The organism is Kribbella sp. NPDC051718 (genome assembly GCF_040681515.1).
GTDB lineage: Bacteria > Actinomycetota > Actinomycetes > Propionibacteriales > Kribbellaceae > Kribbella.
The window spans coordinates 166,524-186,147 of sequence record NZ_JBFAYZ010000006.1; the positions used below are offsets into that span (position 1 = coordinate 166,524).

General features: G+C 68.3%; 21 protein-coding genes. 2 read left to right on the forward strand and 19 right to left on the reverse strand.

Going from position 1 to position 19,624, the window contains the following annotated elements:
- Window positions 1-103 precede the first annotated feature (103 nt).
- From AB0M15_RS23345 to AB0M15_RS23360, 4 genes are all read right to left on the reverse strand, one after another.
- Window positions 104-1,207 (reverse strand): beta-eliminating lyase-related protein, encoded by a 1,104-nt coding sequence (locus AB0M15_RS23345; RefSeq protein ID WP_363822730.1) that lies wholly within the window; start codon window positions 1,205-1,207, stop codon window positions 104-106.
- 32 nt (window positions 1,208-1,239) lie between these two features.
- On the reverse strand, window positions 1,240-1,953 hold the full coding sequence (locus AB0M15_RS23350) for a zf-HC2 domain-containing protein (protein WP_363822733.1): 714 nt from the start codon (window positions 1,951-1,953) through the stop codon (window positions 1,240-1,242).
- Window positions 1,950-2,483 carry a sigma-70 family RNA polymerase sigma factor gene (locus AB0M15_RS23355; RefSeq protein WP_343963497.1) on the reverse strand — a complete coding sequence of 178 codons (534 nt, stop codon included), beginning with the start codon at window positions 2,481-2,483 and terminating at the stop codon, window positions 1,950-1,952. The genes AB0M15_RS23350 and AB0M15_RS23355 overlap by 4 nt, the downstream gene beginning before the upstream one ends.
- Before the next feature lie 116 nt (window positions 2,484-2,599).
- Window positions 2,600-3,115, reverse strand: coding sequence for a hypothetical protein (locus tag AB0M15_RS23360; protein WP_363822737.1), 516 nt, complete (start codon window positions 3,113-3,115; stop codon window positions 2,600-2,602).
- A 96-nt stretch (window positions 3,116-3,211) separates the two neighbouring features.
- On the opposite strand from AB0M15_RS23360, the gene AB0M15_RS23365 reads away from it, so the two are divergent.
- Complete coding sequence (locus AB0M15_RS23365) at window positions 3,212-3,541, forward strand: nuclear transport factor 2 family protein (RefSeq protein ID WP_363822740.1); 330 nt, start codon at window positions 3,212-3,214, stop codon at window positions 3,539-3,541.
- Here the strand turns inward: AB0M15_RS23365 and AB0M15_RS23370 are convergent.
- From AB0M15_RS23370 to AB0M15_RS23440, 15 genes are all read right to left on the reverse strand, one after another.
- Window positions 3,531-4,514, reverse strand: coding sequence for a zinc-dependent alcohol dehydrogenase family protein (locus AB0M15_RS23370; RefSeq protein WP_363822742.1), 984 nt, complete (start codon window positions 4,512-4,514; stop codon window positions 3,531-3,533). The genes AB0M15_RS23365 and AB0M15_RS23370 overlap by 11 nt on opposite strands.
- Window positions 4,515-4,538: 24 nt before the next feature.
- On the reverse strand, window positions 4,539-5,558 hold the full coding sequence (locus AB0M15_RS23375; RefSeq protein WP_363822745.1) for an alcohol dehydrogenase catalytic domain-containing protein: 1,020 nt from the start codon (window positions 5,556-5,558) through the stop codon (window positions 4,539-4,541).
- Between the two features lie 74 nt (window positions 5,559-5,632).
- Window positions 5,633-6,208, reverse strand: a complete 576-nt coding sequence (locus tag AB0M15_RS23380; RefSeq protein WP_363822748.1) for a TetR family transcriptional regulator C-terminal domain-containing protein — start codon at window positions 6,206-6,208, stop codon at window positions 5,633-5,635.
- Between the two features lie 68 nt (window positions 6,209-6,276).
- Window positions 6,277-6,681, reverse strand: a complete 405-nt coding sequence (locus AB0M15_RS23385) for a type II toxin-antitoxin system VapC family toxin (protein ID WP_363822750.1) — start codon at window positions 6,679-6,681, stop codon at window positions 6,277-6,279.
- Window positions 6,674-6,961, reverse strand: coding sequence for a type II toxin-antitoxin system prevent-host-death family antitoxin (locus AB0M15_RS23390; protein WP_363822753.1), 288 nt, complete (start codon window positions 6,959-6,961; stop codon window positions 6,674-6,676). Before AB0M15_RS23390 ends, AB0M15_RS23385 begins: the two co-directional genes overlap by 8 nt.
- Window positions 6,962-6,993: 32 nt before the next feature.
- Window positions 6,994-10,542: a chromosome segregation protein SMC gene (smc, locus tag AB0M15_RS23395; RefSeq protein WP_363822755.1), complete on the reverse strand. Its 3,549-nt coding sequence runs from the start codon at window positions 10,540-10,542 to the stop codon at window positions 6,994-6,996.
- A 245-nt stretch (window positions 10,543-10,787) separates the two neighbouring features.
- The gene (locus tag AB0M15_RS23400) at window positions 10,788-10,943 is read right to left on the reverse strand and encodes a hypothetical protein (RefSeq protein WP_328326390.1); all 156 of its coding nucleotides are present in this window, start codon (window positions 10,941-10,943) and stop codon (window positions 10,788-10,790) included.
- Between the two features lie 182 nt (window positions 10,944-11,125).
- On the reverse strand, window positions 11,126-11,980 hold the full coding sequence (gene mutM, locus AB0M15_RS23405; protein ID WP_363822758.1) for a bifunctional DNA-formamidopyrimidine glycosylase/DNA-(apurinic or apyrimidinic site) lyase: 855 nt from the start codon (window positions 11,978-11,980) through the stop codon (window positions 11,126-11,128).
- Window positions 11,981-12,712, reverse strand: coding sequence for a ribonuclease III (rnc, locus tag AB0M15_RS23410; RefSeq protein WP_363822761.1), 732 nt, complete (start codon window positions 12,710-12,712; stop codon window positions 11,981-11,983).
- Window positions 12,713-12,725: 13 nt separating this feature from the next.
- A complete protein-coding gene (gene rpmF, locus AB0M15_RS23415) occupies window positions 12,726-12,917 on the reverse strand; it encodes a 50S ribosomal protein L32 (RefSeq protein WP_270137530.1) in 192 nt (63 codons plus the stop codon).
- An 85-nt stretch (window positions 12,918-13,002) separates the two neighbouring features.
- Window positions 13,003-13,515, reverse strand: coding sequence for a YceD family protein (locus AB0M15_RS23420; protein WP_363822764.1), 513 nt, complete (start codon window positions 13,513-13,515; stop codon window positions 13,003-13,005).
- A 128-nt stretch (window positions 13,516-13,643) separates the two neighbouring features.
- Window positions 13,644-14,114, reverse strand: coding sequence for a pantetheine-phosphate adenylyltransferase (gene coaD / locus AB0M15_RS23425; protein ID WP_363822767.1), 471 nt, complete (start codon window positions 14,112-14,114; stop codon window positions 13,644-13,646).
- Window positions 14,107-14,670 carry a 16S rRNA (guanine(966)-N(2))-methyltransferase RsmD gene (rsmD, locus tag AB0M15_RS23430; protein WP_363822770.1) on the reverse strand — a complete coding sequence of 188 codons (564 nt, stop codon included), beginning with the start codon at window positions 14,668-14,670 and terminating at the stop codon, window positions 14,107-14,109. The genes coaD and rsmD overlap by 8 nt, the downstream gene beginning before the upstream one ends.
- Complete coding sequence (recG, locus tag AB0M15_RS23435; protein WP_363822774.1) at window positions 14,667-16,940, reverse strand: ATP-dependent DNA helicase RecG; 2,274 nt, start codon at window positions 16,938-16,940, stop codon at window positions 14,667-14,669. The genes rsmD and recG overlap by 4 nt, the downstream gene beginning before the upstream one ends.
- Complete coding sequence (locus AB0M15_RS23440) at window positions 16,937-18,577, reverse strand: DAK2 domain-containing protein (RefSeq protein ID WP_363822777.1); 1,641 nt, start codon at window positions 18,575-18,577, stop codon at window positions 16,937-16,939. The genes recG and AB0M15_RS23440 overlap by 4 nt, the downstream gene beginning before the upstream one ends.
- A 39-nt stretch (window positions 18,578-18,616) precedes the next feature.
- Between AB0M15_RS23440 and AB0M15_RS23445 the strand changes: the two genes are divergently transcribed.
- Window positions 18,617-19,621: an SAM-dependent methyltransferase gene (locus AB0M15_RS23445; protein ID WP_363822780.1), complete on the forward strand. Its 1,005-nt coding sequence runs from the start codon at window positions 18,617-18,619 to the stop codon at window positions 19,619-19,621.
- The last annotated feature ends 3 nt before the right edge of the window (window positions 19,622-19,624 follow it).

The following is a 19,624-nucleotide window of genomic DNA, read 5'->3' on the forward strand; positions in this document are numbered from 1 at the left end:
CTGACAGGACCAGCAGGATGACCATGGTCAAAACGAACGTCAGCACTTGCTACTTCTCCCCGATGCCTTGCATTTCCCGAACCCTCACAAAAGGTGGACGTCCCTACCCGCCGAGAAGTTCCCCGAAACCCTTGCTGACTTCATCAATTCGCCACTGCAGAGTTCCCGGCGTCACCACGAGCTCAACCCATGACCATCCGGGGACGTCGGCCGCCTGCCAGGTGTACGACAACGACTCCCGAGTCGCCTCCATCCGCAGTACTGCGGCCAGCTCCATCTCACCAGCCGGCCGCGGCGCGTAGACCCGGAACGAGTTGGTGTGCGGCGGCTCAGGAAAAACCCGGAATCCCGTTCCCTGCAAGGCCTCCGCCAACTCGACGGCCCGCTGATGCAGTTCACCCATCTGCGGCAGCACGGTCCGCAGACCGTCGCGCGCGGACACGGCGTACGGGAAGAGGGTGTAGACGTTCCCGCCGAGCCGGCGCTGCCAGCGGCGTACCTCTGCGATCACGTCCTCGGGCCCGGCGAGTGCCGCTCCACTCAAGCCGCCCAGTCCCTTGTAGAAGGAGACATAGACCGTAGTGGCGAGTGCAGCGACCTCTGCCAGGCTGTGCTCCAGGTACGGCGTGCTCTCCCACAGGCGAGCGCCATCCAGGTGCAGTGGAACGCCACGCTCCTCGCAAGCCGCAGCGAACACGACCAGCTCGTCCCAGGTCGGCAGTACGAACCCACCGTCGCGCAGCGGCAGCTCCACCGTCACCGCAGCCAGCTTCCCGGGGATGGCGGCCAACTCATCCGGCCGAGGCTGCCGCGGCTCAGACGTCATCCGCTCCATCCGGAGGTGGTGTACCTCCTCCAGCGCGTTCAACTCATGCAGCAGCAAATGGGACAACCCGTGTACTGCGATACGCCCCGTCCCCGCCCGATCCGCGAACACCCGGAGCACGCTCTGCTGGGCGAGGATCCCACTGGGCAGGAAGACTGCAGCAGGCTTACCGAGCAGCTCGGCGACTTCCTGCTCGAGCAACTCGACTTCACCGCCGTTGCCGTACCCATCCCGCTCGTCGGAGGTCGCCACGTCCGCGAGCGCCCGCAGCGCGTCGGCCGGCGGGACACGGCGGCCGGACAGCCAACGGGTGCACTCGGCGGCCGCTGCCTTGCGCCGCGCTCGGAGATCCTCGGATGCTTCGGTGGTCGCGTAGTTCACGCTATCCATCCTCTCGGACGAGACAACCGAATTCAGACCGGTGTGGTGGCTACGTGCTCGCCCTGGACGGTCTTGATCTCCACCGACTTCACCTGGTCGATCGGCACCAGCACACCGCCGCCGAAGCGGCTGCCTTCCTTGGCGGCCTTCTCCGAGATGACCCAGCTGCCGGCCACGTAGGTCTTGCCGCTCTTGTCGGTGACCAGCATCTCGCACTGGTCACCGGCCTTCAGGTTCGTCAGGTTGACGTTGATCCAGCTCCAGCCCGCTCGGGGCTCCACAGTGGTCGCCATCCTCACCTTGGTGGCCGCATCGGTCACCGTGACCTGCTTGGAGCCGGCAGGCGTAGTACCGGCCACGTCGGTGTCCACTGTCTGGCGGCCGATCAGTACGCCGCCAACCAGCGCTCCGGCCACCACTACGACCGCAGCAGCGACCAGTAGCCACGGACCCCGCTTGCGCGAGCCACTAGCGGCATGCTCGGCAACATGGTGTCCAACAGGCTCAGCCTCAGCGCGGACCTGGCGCAGCGTGCGCTGCAGCAGCAGGTCACCGTCCTCCGGCGCGCCGTCCAGGAACGCCTCAGGCGGTACCTCGCCGAGGAACTCCTTCATCTCCTCGAACCCGGCCAGCTCGTCGCGCGCCTCGGCACAGCCGGCCAGGTGCTCGTCGACCTCGCGGACCTCGTCCGGCTCCAGCGCGCCCAGCACGTAGGCGCCGAGCCGCGAGTGATCGTGCTCGCTCATCGGGCCACCTCCGCTTCCGGTCCTGCCATCACCGCGCGCAGTGCTCGGAGGGCGTAATACGATCTCGATTTCACGGTACCGGGCGGGACGCCCAGTTCCTTCGCGGCCTCCGTCACAGACCGGCCGCGGTAGTACAGCTGGACCAGTACCTCGCGATGCTCGGGCGACACCTGGTCGAGTGCGTCCATCACCACCATGGTGTTGACCACGGACTCGGAGTGATCACCCTCCACCGGCGGCCGGTCCTCGACCTCCGCCACCTCGGCAGGCCGGACGGCCCGCGCCCTGGCCCGGTCGGTGACCAGGTTGCGCGCGACCGTCAGCAACCAGCCCCGCACCGACCCCTTGCCGTCCAGCAGGTCGTCGGCGTGCTTCCACGCCCGGACCAGAGTCTCCTGTACGACGTCCTCCGCGGCTGCCCGATCACCGGTCAGCCGGGTCGCGTAGGCCAGCAGGCTGCGGCCGTGTTCGGCGTACAGCGTGCGGATCAACGCCTCGGCCGTCTCCGGACGGCGGTCCGTGTCGCCCACCGCTGTCCTCCCAGGCTCGATCGACTTGGTCGATCGTACGATAGGGGATCGCGCCGCAGGACCCCATGCGGGGCCCTGCAGTACGCAGCAGTCGGCGGTGGCCATCGCGGTGGAGGTCAGTAGCCGTAGCCCGCGCCGGAGTCCGACGAGGCCTCCGTGGTGATCTTCTTGCCGTCCGCGCCGACGACCCACCAGGTACCGCCGACAGCCTGGCCCTTGGCCTCCCCGGCCTTGGAGTCCTTGGCGTACTCGTACACCGGGTGTCCGGCCAGCGTGACCTGCTTGCTGCCGTCGCTGCGGGCGACGGTACCGACGAGGGACGCGTCCACCCCGTCGACCTGCGGCGTACCTGACCCGGCGAGCACCGGTGGCCACATTGCCGCGCAGCCGCCGTCGCAGTTCGACTTCGACGGGTCGGAGGTGTCGTTGTCGAACACGTACAGCGTCCGGCCGGTGCCGTCGACGACGACCTTGCCGAAGTCGCCGACGTTCGCGGTGGCCAGCTTGGCCGCGGCGCCTGCGCTGGCGGGGTTGTTCGGGGCCGCCGCGGGCTTGTCGTAGCCGCCACCGCACGCGGTGAGGGCGGACAGTCCGAGGACCGTCGTTCCGACGACGATGGCAAAGCGCTTCATGATCCTGCTCCCTTGGATTGTGTGTCTGTTCGACACCATCCACACGGACAGGTAGCCCAACCGGTTCAAGCCGCAATGCCTGGTTATCTTTACGTTATGAGCACTCAGGAGAATCTGCCGGCCGCTGTCCGGCGCGTACTGGCCGCGGTCGACGCCCTCGACGCGGACGCCTTCGTCGCGGCGTTCGCACCGGACGGATTCGTCGACGACTGGGGCCGGCAGTTCCGCGGCCCGGAGCGGATCCGGTCCTGGAGCGACGGCGAGTTCATCGGTAAGAACGTCACCTTCACCGGCACGGAGGTGTCCACGCCCGGAAACCCGGTCACCGTCGCCACCCAGGTGGGTGGCGACGGCTTCAACGGGCCCTCACACTTCACTTTCGACGTACAGGACGATCAGATCGCGTCGATGACGATCACGGCCTGAAGACGATCTTCCCGGTCCGGCCGGGCTGCCGGTGGTGGTCGAGCGCCTTGCGGTACTCGGCCACCGGGTAGGTGGCCTCGACCTCGGCGCTGAGCACGCCCTGGGCAACCAGTTCGGCCAGCTCGGCGTACGTCGAGGCGATCTCCTCCGGCGTGGAGTTCTGCAGCCAGTTGACGATCCAGATCCCCCGCAGCTTGACCTGCCGGTAGATGGAGTCGCCCAACCCGACCGGCACCGGCTGCCCGGTGACGGACGAGTAGCTGACGACGGTCCCCTCGAACTCCAACGCCGACGCCAGCGCACTGGTGGTGGCATCCCCGGTACCGTCGAGCACCAGCTTGAGCTGCTGCCCACCGAGCTCGGCCTGGATCCGCTCCGCCAGATCGTTGCCATCGACAACCACTAGACCGGCGCCCTGACGCCGGAGGCGATCCGCCGCCGCCTCGCTGCGGACGACACTGAGTACCTTCAGCCCAGCCTGCTTGGCAAGGCCGAGCACGTACTGCCCGACGGTCGAGCTGCCCAGGTTCTGGCCGATCCAGTCCCCCGGCTGCAGGTCGACGTATCGGGTGAGCATGAGGTGCGCGGTCAACGGATTGGTGGCGACCATCGCGAGCTGCGCGGGGTCACCCTCGTCCGTCACCGGTACTACGTTGCTCGCGGCCACCACCACCTGGTCGGCCCAGGTGCCCTGCTGGTAGTTCGGCAGGATGACCACCCGGCGGCCGACCAGCGCCTGGTCGACCGACGCCCCCGCGGCGGTCACCCGGCCGACGCCCTCGGTACCGAGCGCGAACGGCGGCTTGGCCTGGAACCCATAGGTGCCCGCGGCAATCATCAGGTCGACCGGGTTGATCACCGCGGCCTCGATCGCGACCAGCACCTGGTCGGCGCCGATCGTCAGCTCCGGATCGGTGACGAGCGCGATGTCCTTGTCGATGTCACCGATGGCGTTCAGAATCAGCTTGCTCATATCTCTGTCCCCTCTTGAATTTCGTCAGCGCTTGAGGTCGAGGACCATGCGGAAGCGGGCGGCGCCGGACATCATCCGGGCGTACGCCTCGGCGGCGTCCTCGAGTCCGACCGGCTCGACCATCGGCCGGACGTCGTGGGCGAGGCTGAACGCGAGGTTCTCCTCGTTCTCGAGCGGGGTGCCGGTGAGCGACCCCTCGATGCTCTTGTTGCCGAACAGCAGTTGCACGGTGGGGACCTCGATCGGGTCCGCCGCCGCACCGACGACGATCAACTTGCCGCCCCGGGCGAGCCCGTCGAGCAGCGGCGTCATCGACGCGCCGCTGGAGGCCGTCGGGATGATCACCTTGGCTCCGCCGAGCGCTTGCAGGGCTGCGGCCTGGTCGACGGCGGTGCTGTCGATGTACTCGGTGGCGCCGAGCTTCAGCGCCAGTTCACGCTTGTCCTCGCCGCGGGCGATGGCGACAACGCGAAGGCCGAGCTTGGCGGCGTACTGGATGGCCAGGTGGCCGAGTCCGCCGATGCCCTGGATGGCGACCAGGTCGCCGGGCCAGAGGCTCGCCTTGCGCAGCGCGTTGTAGACGGTGATACCGGCACACAGCAGCGGCGCGGCCTCGACTGCGTCGAACTCGTCCGGTACTGCGACCAGCCCGGTCGCCCGAGTCGTCACGTACTCCGCGTAGCCGCCGTCGATCGAGTCGCCGAGGATCGCCTGGTCGGTGCAGTAGACGAACTCACCCCGCCGGCAGGACTCGCAGACGCCGCAGTGGCCGCCGAAGTACCCGACGCCGACCCGCTGGCCGACGCTCCAGGTGGTGACGCCGGCACCGAGGGCGTCGACCCGGCCGACCACCTCGTGGCCGGGGATGATCGGCGTACCGACCTCGTGGTGGTGGTAGAGGTTCTCGACCCCGACGACGTCGCTGTGGCAGATGCCGCAGGCCTCGACGGCGATCCGGACCTGGCCCGGTCCGGGGTCGGTGAGTTCACGCTCGGCCAGGCTGAAGACGCCCTCGGTGGCGTGCACCGCGCGATAGGTGGTCATGGTTGCGCTCCTAAGACGGTCGGTCATCTTGAACTGGTCAAAAGAGAACCCCTCGGCACTCGAGGGGTTCGGTGTCAGCCCTTGAACAGGCTGGCGAAGGTGATGCTGAAGAAACTCTCGAAGGGTTCCGTCGACTTGAAGGCGCGCGCCTGGATCAGGGTTCCTTCCCAGGCACTGAGCAGGTAGCGCGCCGTCTGATCCGCATTGAGCTCCTTGCGGATACTGCCGGCCTCCTGCCCCTCGGTGATCGCACCGGCGAGCAGCCCACTCCAGTACTCCAGCCCGGTCCGTACGCCCACCCGGATCGGCTCACTGTGGTCGACGATCTCGGTCCCGAAGTTGCCCAGCAGGCATCCACGAGTGATCCCGAAGCTGATCACTTCATCCCGCAGGAACTCGAAGTGCTGACGAATCCTGGCCACCGGCTCGACCGACTTGTCGGCCAGATCCATCAGCCGCCGCCCCTCGCCGTACCGCTCCAGCGCCACGATCGCGAGCGCTTCCTTACTCTCGAAGTGGTTGTAGAACGACCCCTTCGGAACCCCGGCCCGATCCGTGATGTCCTTCACCGCCGCCGCATTGAACCCCCGCTCATGAAACTGAGCCAGCGCCGCCTCGACAATCTCTTCCCGCATACTCCGCCTTGCCATGCCACCAATATGACCGCCCGTCTTAAGACTGTCAAGTAGGCCGCCCTCCTGCCGACGCAGCCCGGCGATCAGATCGCCACGACGGTCAACACATCCTCGAGTCCCTTGAAGTCCTTGGCATTGCGCGTGTACAGCGGCAAACCTCTGGTCGAAGCGATGGCGCCGATCATCAGATCCATCCGCCGCGGCCGCGGGTCTCGCCCGGCCGAAATCGCCAAGGCCACCAGGGTGCCGTAGCGAGCAGCCGCCTCACCATCGAATGGCAATGGGTCGAAGTCGGACACAGCCGCTCCGAGCAACTCGGTCCGAGCCGCCCTGGTCGCCGAATCCTTGGCCATCGCGACACCTTGATGCAGCTCCGCCAGCGTTACAGCGGTGAGCTCCGGGTACTCCGGGAGACGGCTGGCGTCCAACAAGCCGAGATCGATGTATGCGCAGGTGTCCAGTACGCCAGTGTCCAGCGAATCAGCCACGGTCGCGCATCCAAGGGTCACCCGCCGGATCGTCACCAACCCGGTCGTCGCCGCCGAAGAACTCATCAGCCTCCTGGCGTAGCCGCTCGGAGTCCACCCGGGGCAACCGTCGATGCCGTGCGACCAGCTCTTCAGCCGTCAACCGTCGCCGGCGACCCAGCGGGCGCAACTCCGCGACCTCGGTCCCGTTCCGGGTGATGTGATAGGTCTCCCCCGCCTCGACGGAGTCCATCACCGCAGCGGAATGATTCCGGAACTCGCGTTGAGTGATGATCTTCATGAGACGAGTGTAGCCCCGTGAGACACGCGGCGCTACGCCGGTTCGGGTTCGCGGATTCTTTGGCTGATCACCGCGGAGACGCCGTCGCCGCGCATGGTGACGCCGTAGAGGGCGTCGGCTACCTCCATGGTGCGCTTCTGGTGGGTGATGACCAGGAGCTGGCTGTTCTCGCGGAGTTCTTCGTAGATCTCCAGGAGGCGGCCGAGGTTGGTGTCGTCGAGGGCTGCTTCGACCTCGTCGAGGATGTAGAACGGCGAGGGCCGGGCCTTGAAGAGGGCGACCAGGAAGGCGACCGCCACCAGCGAGCGCTCGCCACCGGACAGCAGTGAGAGGCGCTTGACCTTCTTGCCGGGCGGACGTGCCTCGACGTCGATACCGGTGTTGAGCATGTCGTCGGGGTCGGTCAGCACGAGCCGGCCCTCGCCGCCGGGGAACAGCCGGCTGAAGACGTGTTCGAAGGCGACCTCGACGTCGCGGTAGGCCTCGGTGAAGACCTGCTCGACCCGGTCGTTGACCTCTTTCACGATGTCCATCAGGTCGCGGCGGGACTTCTTCAGGTCCTCGAGCTGCTCGGCGAGGAAGCGGTGCCGCTCCTCCATCGCGTCGAACTCCTCCAGCGCGAGCGGGTTGATCCGCCCCAGCTGGCCGAGCGCGCGCTCCGCCGTCTTGAGCCGCTTCTGCACCTTCACCCGGTCGAACGGCTCACCCTCGAGCTCGAGCGTGTTCTCGTCGCCATCCTTCACCAGCGGCGGTACCAGCTGATCCGGTCCGTACTCCGCGACCAGCGCCTCCACCTCGGTACCCAGCTCGCTCAGCGCCTTCTCGTACAGGGCTTCCAAGCGCATCTTCTGCTCGGCCCGGGCCAGCGCATCGCGGTGGACGGTGTTGGTGAGCTGCTCCAGCTCACTGCTCAGGTTGCGAGTCGCGGAGCGCGCCTGTGCCAGCGCCGTCTCCCGCTCGGCCCGCTGAGCCTGGATGGCCGACCGCTCGGTCGCCGCAAGCTTCAGTGAGTTCTCCAGGCGAGCCAGCACGTGACCGGCAGCCAGGTGGACCGCCTGCGCGGCCTGGGATTGCCGTGCCCGCCGGGTCGCTCTGGCGATCGCCCGAGCCCGGGCCTCCCGCTCCTGGCGAGCCGCACGCTCCAGTGAGTCGGCTCGGCCGGACAGGGCCCGCGCACGCTCCTCAGTGGTCCGCAGTGCGAGCCGGGCTTCCATTTCGCCCGCACGGCCGGCCTTGGCCGCCTCGGCGAGCCGGTCACGCTCGGTGGGGTCGGGCTCGTCGCCGTCTTCGTCGCCGTACTGCTCGACGTCGCTGAGTCGCTTCTCCAGGTCGGCGAGGCCGGACAGGTTCTTGTCCCGCTCCTCAGCCGCCGCGGCGATCGCCTCAGCCATCCGCTGGGCCTCACCGCGGGACGCCTTCGCCAGCGATCCGAACTGAGCCAGCTGCTCGGCCACGGCGGCCATCGACGCGTCCGACTCGTGCAGCCGGGCCAGCGCGATCTCGACGGACTCCTTCTGGCTCCCCCGCTCACGCTCCATCGCGGCCAGCTCGAACCGCAGCCGCTCGCTCCGGGCAGTGGCCTCGGTCAGCTTCTCGGATGCCTCGTCGACGGCCGACTGCACCTCGATCAGGCTCGGCGCCGCGTCAGACCCGCCGTACGCGAAGTGGGCACCCAGTACGTCGCCCGCGCGGGTGGCCGTGGTGACGTCGGGCAGGTGCTGCACCAGCGAGCGCGCAGCCGGTACGTCCTCGACCACAGCCACCTTGCGGAGCAGTCGGCGGAGTGCCGGGCGCAGCGTCTCGGGGCAGTCGACCACGTCGACCGCGTACGTCGCGCCGTACGGCAGAGAGGGCCAGCTGGAGTAGTCGTCGGCCGGGGCGTCTCCGAGGAGCAGCCCGGCACGGCCGAGGTCGTGCTCCTTGAGGTGCCCGACAGCGTTCAGAGCGGCCTGCGTGTGGGTCACTGCGACAGCGTCGGCCGCCTCGCCCAGTGCTGCGGCGATAGCGGTCTCATAGCCGGCGCGGACGCTCAGCAGGGCCGCCACGGAGCCCATCAGGCCGGTGATCTGCTCAGAGGCGGCCAGCAGGGCGCCGGCGCCGTCCTTGCGGTTGAGGCCCATCTCCAGGGCGCCCTTGCGGGCGGTCAGCCCGGCGCGCTCCCGCTCGGCGTCGCGCTCCTCGGCGCGGAGCTTGGTAAGGCGCTCATCCAGCTCGTCCAGGACGCTCTGGGCTGCCTCGTACTCCTCGTCCAGACCGCGCTCACCGGCGTCGAGGCCGGCGACCTGGGTCTCCAGAGCAGTGAAGTCGTGTTGCGCCTTGGCAGCCCGTGCCTCGGCCTCCCGCTGGTTGGTGGCGAGCCGGCCGATCTCGGACTCGGCGGCGGCCGCGCGACTCTTCAGCGCGTTCACCTGGCCGGTCAGCCGGGCCAGGCCCTCGCGACGGTCGGCGGCGGCCCGGATCAGCGCCGCGATCCGGCGCTCCTCCTCGGCGTGCTGGGCTTCCAGCTGCTGCCGGTGCTCGATCGCCTGCTGCAAGAGCTCGGAATGCGCCTCGACCTCGGCCTCGATCTGCGCCTCGGTCTCGCGGACCCGGGCTGCCTCCAGCTCGAGCTCCTCGGGGTCGCGTCCGCTGCGGGACTCCTCGGCCTCGTCGTTGAGCGAGCGGATCCGGTCGGCGGCGATCCGGGCGGTGCCCTTGATCTTCTCGCCGAAGCCGGACAGCGAGTACCAGGTGTCCTGGGCGGCCTGCAGGGCCGGCGCGTCGGTCCGCAGCGCATCCTCCAGCTCGGCCTCCATCTCCCGCGCCTCGCGCAGGGCGGCCTCGATCTGGGCACGCTTCTCGGTCAGCGCCGCCTCGTCCTTGAGCTCGGCCTCGAGCGCGGACTGGGCCTGCACGATGTCGTCGGCGAGCAGCCGGGAGCGGCCGTCACGGACCTCGGCCTGGATCGTCACCGCCCGGCGAGCCACCTCCGCCTGGCGCCCGAGCGGCTTCAGCTGGCGACGGATCTCGGCGATCAGGTCGCCGAGCCGGTGCACGTTGCCCTCGGTCGACTCCAGCTTGCGGAGCGCCTTCTCCTTGCGCTTGCGGTGCTTGAGGACACCGGCGGCCTCCTCGACGAAGCCGCGGCGACCCTCGGGGGTGGCGCGCAGGATCGAGTCGAGCTGGCCCTGGCCGACGATGACGTGCATCTCACGGCCGATACCGGAGTCGCTGAGCAGCTCCTGGACGTCCAGCAGCCGGCAGTTCTGGCCGTTGATCTGGTAGTCCGAGCCGCCGTTGCGGAACATCGTCCGCGAGATGGTGACCTCGGTGTAGTCGATCGGCAGCGCGCCGTCGGTGTTGTCGATGGTCAGCACGACCTCGGCGCGGCCCAGCGGGGCGCGGCCGGAGGTGCCGGCGAAGATGACGTCCTCCATCTTGCCGCCACGCAGCGACTTGACGCCCTGCTCGCCCATCACCCAGGCGAGACCGTCGACGACGTTGGACTTGCCGGAACCGTTGGGCCCGACGATGCAGGTGATCCCCGGTTCGAAGTTCATCGTCGTGGCCGACGCGAACGACTTGAAGCCTCGGAGCGTCATGCTCTTGAGGTACAAAGCGATTGCTCCCAACCCGTGAAAGGACAGACGATACCGAAAGGAACCGTCATAACCGCAATCGCGTCACTTGACGCCCTGTGACGCTGCCGCTACCGGGGGAAGTAGTTCCACTCATCACTGTACTTCGAGCGGACGCGCTGAATCTGCAGCAAAACGCGGCGGAGGCCCGGACGGGGGCCGCCGCCGTGTGTGGTGCGGTCGGTAAAGGTGGTGCGGCTTCGGCTAGGTCAGACCGAAGCGGGCTCGCGCAGAGCCTCGTCTACCGTGAGCAGACGTCCGTCGTGTACGGCTGCGACCAGGTGGTCGTTCTCAGCCTGCAGGCGCATCACGTGCGCCTCCAGATCGGCGACACGCCGGTTGAGCAGACGAACCTGCTCGAGCATGCGCGGGTCAGTGCCTCCAAGGTGCCCTAAAAGAGCCTTGGCCATTGTGCTGTCCTCCGGAAGGGTTCTGGCAGGTTTGGCGCCCCTGGGGTCCGCGGAGCGCAGAATTGTGTGCCGTCTTTCAGGGTGACACCGGGATCCGGTTGGGTCAACCTGGGCTACTGGAATTAACTATTTCCCGCTCACCACCGGGCGTGTCGCGGTACCGGCTGGCACTTCGGGCAGCGGAACGAGGAACGGTTCATGAACGGTTCGCGACGGATCGGGCGGCCGTCTCGCGGGCAAGGCGAATCCTCTTGGCCGTAGACCGCGAGACCCCGCTCGAAATAGCCGGATTCCCCGTTCACGTTGACATACAGGGCATCGAAGCTGGTCCCGCCGACAGCCAGCGCCTCACCCATCACCGCCTTGGCATGACCGAGGATTTCCCTTGCCTGTAAGGGTTTCATCGTCTCGGTCGCCTTGGCGTAATGCAGCTTCGCGCGCCACAAAGCCTCGTCGGCATAGATGTTCCCGATACCGCTGACCAGGGTCTGGTCCAGCAACGCCCGTTTCAAGCCGGTTTTCTTCCGGCGCAAGGAGCTGACGAAAAGCGCCTCGTCGAACAAGGGATCGAACGGATCCCGGGCGATGTGCGCGATCTCCGCGGGCAGTTCGGCGCCGCCCTCGGAGTACGACAGACCACCGAACATCCGCTGGTCCAGAAAACGGACCTCTCCGCCGTCGTCGGCGAACCGGAAACGGATCCGCAGGTGCTTCTCGTCCGGCGCCCCGACCGGCTGCACCCGGAACTGCCCGCTCATCCCCAGGTGCGCCAGGACGGCGTCCCCGGACTCCAGCGGCAGCCACAGGTACTTCCCGCGCCGCGCCGGGGCCGCGAACGTCTGCCCCTTGAGCAGCGCGACGAAATCGTCCGGCCCGGCGAGATGCCGCCGGACCGGACGTGGATGCAGTACTTCGACGGCGTCGATCGTCCGCCCGGCGGTGAAATCCGCGAGTCCGCGGCGAACGACCTCTACCTCGGGTAGCTCAGGCACTTACGGCTGGGTGGACGGGTCGATGCTGTCGGGGTGGGCTGCCCTGAGCGCCTTCCAGGCGGTCTCGGCGGCTTGCTGCTCGGCTTCCTTCTTGCTCCGGCCGATGCCGTGCCCGTAGGTGTCCGAACCGATCCGCACCCGCGCCTCGAACGTCTTGGCGTGGTCGGGACCGGACTCGGCGATCACGTACTCCGGTACGCCGACACCCAACTGGGCCACCAGCTCTTGCAGGCTGGTCTTCCAGTCCAGGCCCGCGCCCAGCCGCGCCGACGACTCCATCAGCTCGTCGAACAGCGTGTGCACGACCCCGCCGGCCACCTCGAACCCACGATCGAGGTAGACCGCCCCGATCAGTGCCTCGACGCAGTCGGCCAGGATCGACGACTTGTCCCGCCCGCCGGTGGCTTCCTCGCCACGCCCGAGCCGAAGGTACTTACCCAGCTTCAGCTCGCGAGCGACACCCGCCAGGGCGCGCATGTTGACCACAGCGGCGCGCAGCTTGGCGAGCCGGCCCTCGGAGAGGTCCGGATGGTTGCGGAACAACGACTCCGTGACGATGACGCCGAGCACGGAGTCCCCGAGGAACTCCAGTCGCTCATTGGTCGGCAACCCACCGTTCTCGTACGCGAACGAACGGTGGGTGAAGGCGTGCTCCAGTAAATTGTCAGCCAGCGATACGCCGAGCCGCTGGTTCAGCTCGGCGTAGAGCCCCGATTCGTTGGCAGAGTTCACTGGGTGGTGCCGTTTAGCTCTCGACGACCTGGCGACGCTCACCCTTGGCGCCGTACTGGCCGCAGGTGGGGCACACGGTGTGCTGCAGGTGCTTCGCGCGGCAGGCGGGGTTCACGCAGGTGACCAGCGAAGGCGCGGTGGCCTTCCACTGGGCCCGGCGGTTCCGGGTGTTGCTGCGCGACATCTTCCGCTTCGGAACGGCCACGGTTATGACTCCTCGGTTCGGCCGGGGGCTTGCGACCCGGCCGGCTGGCTGGTGACTTGGGAAAAGCTTTCAGGAACTGCTGGTACTACTTCTTCTCATCCTGCCCGAGCAGGCCCTGCAGAGCGGTCCAGCGGGGATCGGCACCGTCCTCGTGCTTGTGGCCGGGCTCGTCCTCCAGTCGCACCCCACACTCGGGGCACAGACCAAGGCAGTCGTCCGAACACAAGGGCTGGAACGGCAGCGCGAGCACCACCTGGTCCCTCAACGCCGGCTCGAGGTCGATCAGATCGCCCTCCATCCGGCTGGCCTCGTCCGGCTCGGCGTCGCTCTCCGGGTAGACGTACAGCTCCTGGACGTCGGCGAGGAACTCGTCCTCGACATCGACCAGGCACCGCGCGCACTCCCCGACCAGCCGGCCACTGGCCGAACCGGACACGAGCACCCCCTCGACCACCGCTTCCAGTCGCAGATCGAACTGGATCGGGTCGCCTTCGGGAACGCCGATCACGTCGATACCGAGGTCGGCCGGTGCCGGTGCCGTAAAGGAGACTTCGCGCTGAGACCCGGCGCGGCGTGACAGCTCGTGGGTATCGATCACGAGTGGGGACCGCGGGTCCAAGGCGCTCAGGACATCCCTTTCAGGCGTAGGCAGGCAGAATCTCGGTCTCAACAAGACCAGTGGACAACATTACCAACTTCAGTCCGTCTGACCCAATCCGGGGCTCGCTAGAGCGTGGCGAGCAGCCTCGCGTGGACGCTGGGGGGCACGAACTGGTCTACCGGACCGCCGAGTTTCGCAATCTCCTTGACCAGGCTGGAGGAGATGAAAGCGTTCTCCGGCGCGGTCGGCAGGAAGACGGTGTCGACGCCGGACAGTCTGCGGTTCATCTGGGCCATCGGCAGCTCGTAGTCGTAGTCGGACCCGGTCCGCAGCCCCTTGACGATCACCCCGGCGTGCTCGGCCCGGCAGTAGTCGACCACCAGCCCGTCGAAGGTGCCGACCCGGACATTGCCGAACGGCGCGGCGATCTCGGTCAGCATCGCCACCCGCTCCTCGACGCCGAACAGCCGCTGCTTGGACTGGTTCACACCGGTCGCGACGATCACCTCGTCGAAGGCGGCCGACGCCCGGGCGATCACGTCCAGGTGGCCGTTGGTGGGCGGGTCGAAGGTACCGGGGAACACAGCCCTACTCATGGCGGTGACCGTACCAAAGCCGGGCCTCGCCGTACTTGCGGTCCCGCAGCGCGGCGAACCCCTCCGGCCACTCCCACGGCTCGCGCTTGGCCCGCTCGACCACGACCACCGCGTCCTCGGCCAGCCAGCCGCGTGCCGCCAGCGTGGTCAGGACTTCCTGCAGCTCGGCGGTCTCCAGCTTGTACGGCGGGTCGGCGAAGACCAGGTCGATCGGGTCGCCCGAATTGGTGCCGGTGGCAACCTTCTCGACGGGCCTGGTCAGCAGGGTCGCACCGGGCAGGCCGACCGCCTTGATGTTGGCCGAGATCACCTCTGCCGCTTGGCGATCGGCCTCGACCAGGACGACTCGGGTGGCCCCACGTGACAGCGCTTCCAGGCCGACGGCGCCTGATCCGGAGTACAGGTCGAGGACCTGGAGTCCGTCGAAGCTGCCGAATTCCGTCTCCAGGGAGGAGAAAAGCGCCTCCCGGACCCGATCGGCGGTCGGTCTGGTTCCGTTGCCAGGTGGTACCGCGATGCGGCGGCCGCCGGCCACTCCCCCGACGATCCTGGTCACGTTTTCTCCAAGTAGTCAGTGGCTTCCGACTCCAGCGCGCTGCGCACGAAGGAGCGTAGTACGGGGTACTCCGCGAGCTCGGCGTCGACCGAGATCAGCGAGTTCGCGACGTGCCGGGCGGTCAGGATGATCTCCTCGTCGCGCAGTACGCTGAGCAGCTTGAGACTGCTCCGGCGGCCGGACTGGGCGACGCCGAGCACGTCACCCTCGCGCCTGGTCTCCAGGTCGATCCGGGACAGCTCGAAGCCGTCCGTCGTCGCCGCGACCGCCTCCAGCCGCTGCATTGATGCCGATCCCGGCCAGGTGTAGGTGACCAGCAGGCAGAGCCCCGGCACCTTGCCCCGGCCGACCCGCCCGCGGAGCTGATGCAACTGGGAGATGCCGAACCGGTCAGCGTCCATCACCACCATCGTCGACGCGTTCGGCACGTCGACGCCGACCTCGATCACGGTGGTCGCGATCAGTACGTCGATCTCGCCGGCCGCGAACCGGGTCATCACCGAGTCCTTCTCGTCGGCCGGCAGCCGTCCGTGCAGGATCTCGACCCGGAGGCCGTCCAGCGCCGTCTCGAGCACCTCTGCCACCTGGAGCACCGAGATCGCCGGCCGGGTCTTGGCCTTGGACTCGTTGCGCCCGTCGTCGCCGTCGTTGAGGTCGCCCGGTGCTGGATCTCCTTGGGCGAAGTCGCCTTCCTCGTCGGCGGCGTTCTTCACGTCGTCGCCGATCCGCGGGCAGACGACGTACGCCTGATGGCCCTTGCCGACCTCCTCACGGACCCGCTGCCAGGCGCGCTCCAGCCAGTCCGGCTTCTGCAGCGCCGGCACCACGTTGCTCGCGATCGGCGACCGGCCGGCCGGCAGTTCGGTCAGCGTGGAGACCGCGAGGTCGCCGAACACCGTCATCGCGACCGTCCGCGGGATCGGGGTCGCCGTCATCACCAGGGTGTGCGGAGTCGCGTCGCCCGACTTCGTGCTCAGCGCTGCCCGCTGCTCGACGCCGAACCGATGCTGCTCGTCGACCACGACCAGCCCGAGATCGGCGAACTGCACCTTGTCCTCGAGCAGCGCGTGCGTCCCGACCACGATCCCCGCGGCGCCACTGGCCGCGTCCAACATCGCCGTACGCCGCGCTGCCGCGTTCAGCGACCCGGTCAGGAGCCCCACCCGGGTCGCCTGGTCGGCCCCGCCGAGCATGCCCTGCTCGGCGAGCTCACCGAGCATCTTGGTCAGCGTCTTGTGGTGCTGGGTCGCGAGCACCTCGGTCGGGGCGAGCAGTACCGCCTGGCCGCCGGCGTCGACCACCGAGAGCATCGCCCGCAGCGCCACGACTGTCTTGCCGGAGCCGACCTCACCCTGCAACAGCCGGTGCATCGGGTGCGGCCGGGCGATGTCGGCGAAGATCTCGTCGCACACCTCGGTCTGCCCGTCGGTCAGCGTGAACGGCAGCCGCTTGTCGAACTCGTCCAGCAGACCGCCTGCCGTCTTGACTCGCGGCACGGCCTTCAGCGCGTCCGTGACGGCCCGGCGCTGGGCGAGGATCGTCTGCATCACCAGCGCTTCCTCGAACCGGAACCGCTTCTGGGCGATGTCGATGTCCTTCTCGGTCTCCGGCAGGTGCACCTTCTGCAGCGCCTCGCGCAGACCGATCAGCCGCTCCTTGCGCAGGATCAGCTCGGGAATCGGGTCGTCGACCTCCTCGAGGTTGTCCAGCACGATCTTGATGCTGCGCTCGATCGTCGCCGTCGGCAGCTTCGCGCTGGCCGGGTAGAGCGGCCGGAACGGCTTGGCCCTGCGCTCGATCTCCTCCTCGGTCAGGTCCTCCTCGTCGAGGATCTCGGTGCCCGGGCCCTTGAGCTGCATCGTCTCGCGGAACATCGTCACCTCGCCCCAGAACAGCGCGGCGGTGCCGGCCACCAGCTTGTTCGCCAGCCAGGGCTGGTTGAAGAAGGCCAGCTCGAGGTCGTTGCGGCCGTCGGTGACGACCACCTTGGTGATCGTCTTGTGCCGGCGGAACTTCTGCACGTCGTCCGGGCGGATCTCCTGCTTGGAGTCGAGCGAGCGGACGGTGACCTTCTTGACCCGCCCGCTGACCGTCGCCTGATCGCCGACCTGCAGCTCGTCGAACGGGGTCAGCTCGCCCTTCTTCAGGTACCGCCGCGGGTAGTGCCGCAGCAGTTCCCCGACGGTCTCGATGCCGAGCACCTCGGAGAAACTCTTGGCCGTCTTCGCCCCGACGAAGTCGCGGAGCTTGCGGTCGATGTCGGTCTTCATTCCACCCCGATCAGCAACGGGTACCTTTCCTGTCCTCCGTCGTACACCACGACATCGACATCCCGGCGAATCCGCCGCACGTGCCGCACCACCGCATCGACCAGCCCGGCCTCCACCTCGCGGCCGGTGACCACCGTCATCAGCTCGCCTCCGCCGCCCAGCAGCCGGTCGACGACGCCGGTCGCGGCGGTCTCCAGGTCGTCGGTGATGAGGCTGAAGTCGCCGTCCACGACACCGAGCGCGTCGCCGATCCTGCAGGTGCCGGCCATCGTCCACGCGTCCTTCACGGCGATCGTCACCGCGCCGTGGCGGGTCTGGCCGGCGGCCGCTGACAGCTGAACCACAGCGTCGTCGAAGCTCCGCTCGGGGTCGTGGACCGCGATCGCCGCCAGTCCTTGAACCTGCGCCCTGGTCGGGATCACTGCTACCCGGATGCCGTCCTGGCGCGCCGCGGTGGCTGCTGCTTCGGCCACTGCGATGGAGTCGCTGTCGTTCGGCAGTATGACGATCTCAGGCGCCCCTGAACGCTCGATAGCCCTCAGCAACTCACCAGTCGAGCATCTGCGCCCGGGGCCGCCCCGAACGACCACTGCTCCGGCTTCCTCGAACAGGTCCGCCAGCCCATCACCTGCGGCCACGGCGATCACGGCCCGGTTCGTAACCGGCTCCCGGTGAGCCATGTCCGCGAAGTGGGTCACCCTGATCCGGTACGGCCGCCCGATCCCGATACCCAGCTCGATGGTCGCGCCGACGTCATCGGTATGCACGTGAACGTTCCAGAGCTCGTCCCCGCCGACCACGACGACAGAGTCGCCCAGCCCCGCGAGCTCCTTCCGGAAGTCGCCGATCTGCTCGTCAGGCGCCTCCAGCAGATACATCACCTCGTATGCCGGTCCGTCCGGATCCAGATCCGTCCCAGCCGACTCCACCGGCGCCACCCGAGCTGGCACCCCACTAGTAGCTGCCGGAGCCCGCCCGGACAGCACTGACTCCATAGCCCCCAGAATCACCACCAGCCCAGCCCCGCCCGCGTCCACCACGCCCGCGCGCCGCAGTACCTCCAACTGCTCAGTCGTCTTGGTCAACGCGATCCGAGCCGCCGCCACGGCCGCCAAACACACCTCAGCCAGGCTCTTCCCCGCATTAGCAGCCTCCAGCGCCGCCTCTGCAGCCTTCCGGGCGACCGTGAGCATGGTGCCCTCAACTGGCTGGGCAACCGCGCTGTACGCAGCATCAGCCGCAAACCCCAACGCATCCGCGAACGCCACCGCCTCGCTCATCCGAGCATCCGCCAACACACCATTCGAAGGCTCTTGCTCTGGTGGGAGGTTCTCGGCGAGGCGGAGGCCGCAGGCGCGGACCAGCTGGGAGGTGATGACGCCGGAGTTGCCGCGGGCGCCCAGGAGGGCGCCTCGGCCGAAGGCTTGGACTGCTTCGGCGAAGGTCAGGTCGCCGGCCGGGAGGGCGTCGCAGGCGGCTTCCCAGGTCAGGTACAGGTTGGTGCCGGTATCGCCGTCGGGGACCGGATAGACGTTGAGCTCGTCGATCTCGACCCGGGCGCGCCCGAGCTCGGACAGCGCGGTACGGGCCCAAGCTCGCAGTACCGCCGTCGTCAGCACCTCTCCACGCACATCCACGCCCGGAAGGCTAACCGGTCCCGGCGATTACCATGATGCGTGCTCTCTTCGCTCTTCTCGGTGGCTACCGACAGCTATGACCTGGCGGTCCGGGAGATCCGGGACGAGTTCGGCCCCCAGGTGTTGGTCGAGCGGGTCAGCGGGGACCTCGGCCGGATCACCGAGAACGGCCCGCCGATCGAGGAGCTCGCCGCCGCCTGCAACGACGGGCGGATCGTCTTCATCCGGCACCTGACCGCGGAGATCGCCGGCTTCGGCGTCAGCGAGGTGCCGACGGGGCAGGAGTTGGCGGAGCTGATCCTGGCCGAGCTGCCGCGCCACCCGCGGGCGCTCGCAGTACAGACCTGGACGGATGGGCCTAGCAGCGGCGGCTCGTACTACCACCTCCTGGAGCCTGCGCTGGCCGAGCGCGGGATCGAGGTCAGCCGGGCCGGCCAGGAGCTCGTCGTCTCCTGCTTCGCCTCGAAGAAGAACGTGCTGATCGGCCTCAACCGCCTCGAGCACAGCCTCTCGGACTGGCCGGGCGGCCGGATGCGCCTTGCCCGCTCGGACGATCGCGTCTCCCGCTCGGAGTTCAAGCTCGAAGAGGCCATCCAGACCTTCGACCTGCAACTCCCCCACGGCGGCAAGGCGCTCGACCTAGGCGCCAGCCCCGGCGGCTGGACGCGGATCCTGCGCCAGTACGACCAACAGGTCTGGTCGATCGACCCCGGCGATCTGGACCGCCGGGTGGCCGCCGACCGTGGCGTCCATCATGTCGCCACCACGGCCGGCGAGTTCTTCCGCCGCAACCAACTCCGCTTCGACGTCGTGGTCAACGACATGCGGATGGACCAGCTGATGAGCGCCCGCGTCATGCTCGACGCGATCCCCCACCTCCGCCGGGGCGCCCTCGCCGTCGTCACCCTCAAGGGCGGCGCCCGGAACCCGCTCGACGCCGCCCGCCGAGGCATGGACGTCCTCCGCAAGAACTACGACATCCAGTCAGCCCGCCAACTCCACCACAACCGCAACGAACTGACGGTCATCGCCCGAGCCAGGTGACCG

What these genes read in the sequence shown, in the direction of transcription:
- AB0M15_RS23350 (WP_363822733.1), bottom strand. Translation starts at nt 1,953, where the DNA reads ATGAGCGAGCACGATCACTCGCGGCTCGGCGCCTACGTGCTGGGCGCG.
- AB0M15_RS23360 (WP_363822737.1), bottom strand. Translation starts at nt 3,115, where the DNA reads ATGAAGCGCTTTGCCATCGTCGTCGGAACGACGGTCCTCGGACTGTCC.
- AB0M15_RS23365 (WP_363822740.1), top strand. Translation starts at nt 3,212, where the DNA reads ATGAGCACTCAGGAGAATCTGCCGGCCGCTGTCCGGCGCGTACTGGCC.
- AB0M15_RS23370 (WP_363822742.1), bottom strand. Translation starts at nt 4,514, where the DNA reads ATGAGCAAGCTGATTCTGAACGCCATCGGTGACATCGACAAGGACATC.
- AB0M15_RS23375 (WP_363822745.1), bottom strand. Translation starts at nt 5,558, where the DNA reads ATGACCACCTATCGCGCGGTGCACGCCACCGAGGGCGTCTTCAGCCTG.
- AB0M15_RS23380 (WP_363822748.1), bottom strand. Translation starts at nt 6,208, where the DNA reads ATGGCAAGGCGGAGTATGCGGGAAGAGATTGTCGAGGCGGCGCTGGCT.
- AB0M15_RS23390 (WP_363822753.1), bottom strand. Translation starts at nt 6,961, where the DNA reads ATGAAGATCATCACTCAACGCGAGTTCCGGAATCATTCCGCTGCGGTG.
- smc (WP_363822755.1), bottom strand. Translation starts at nt 10,542, where the DNA reads ATGACGCTCCGAGGCTTCAAGTCGTTCGCGTCGGCCACGACGATGAAC.
- AB0M15_RS23400 (WP_328326390.1), bottom strand. Translation starts at nt 10,943, where the DNA reads ATGCTCGAGCAGGTTCGTCTGCTCAACCGGCGTGTCGCCGATCTGGAG.
- coaD (WP_363822767.1), bottom strand. Translation starts at nt 14,114, where the DNA reads ATGAGTAGGGCTGTGTTCCCCGGTACCTTCGACCCGCCCACCAACGGC.
- recG (WP_363822774.1), bottom strand. Translation starts at nt 16,940, where the DNA reads ATGAAGACCGACATCGACCGCAAGCTCCGCGACTTCGTCGGGGCGAAG.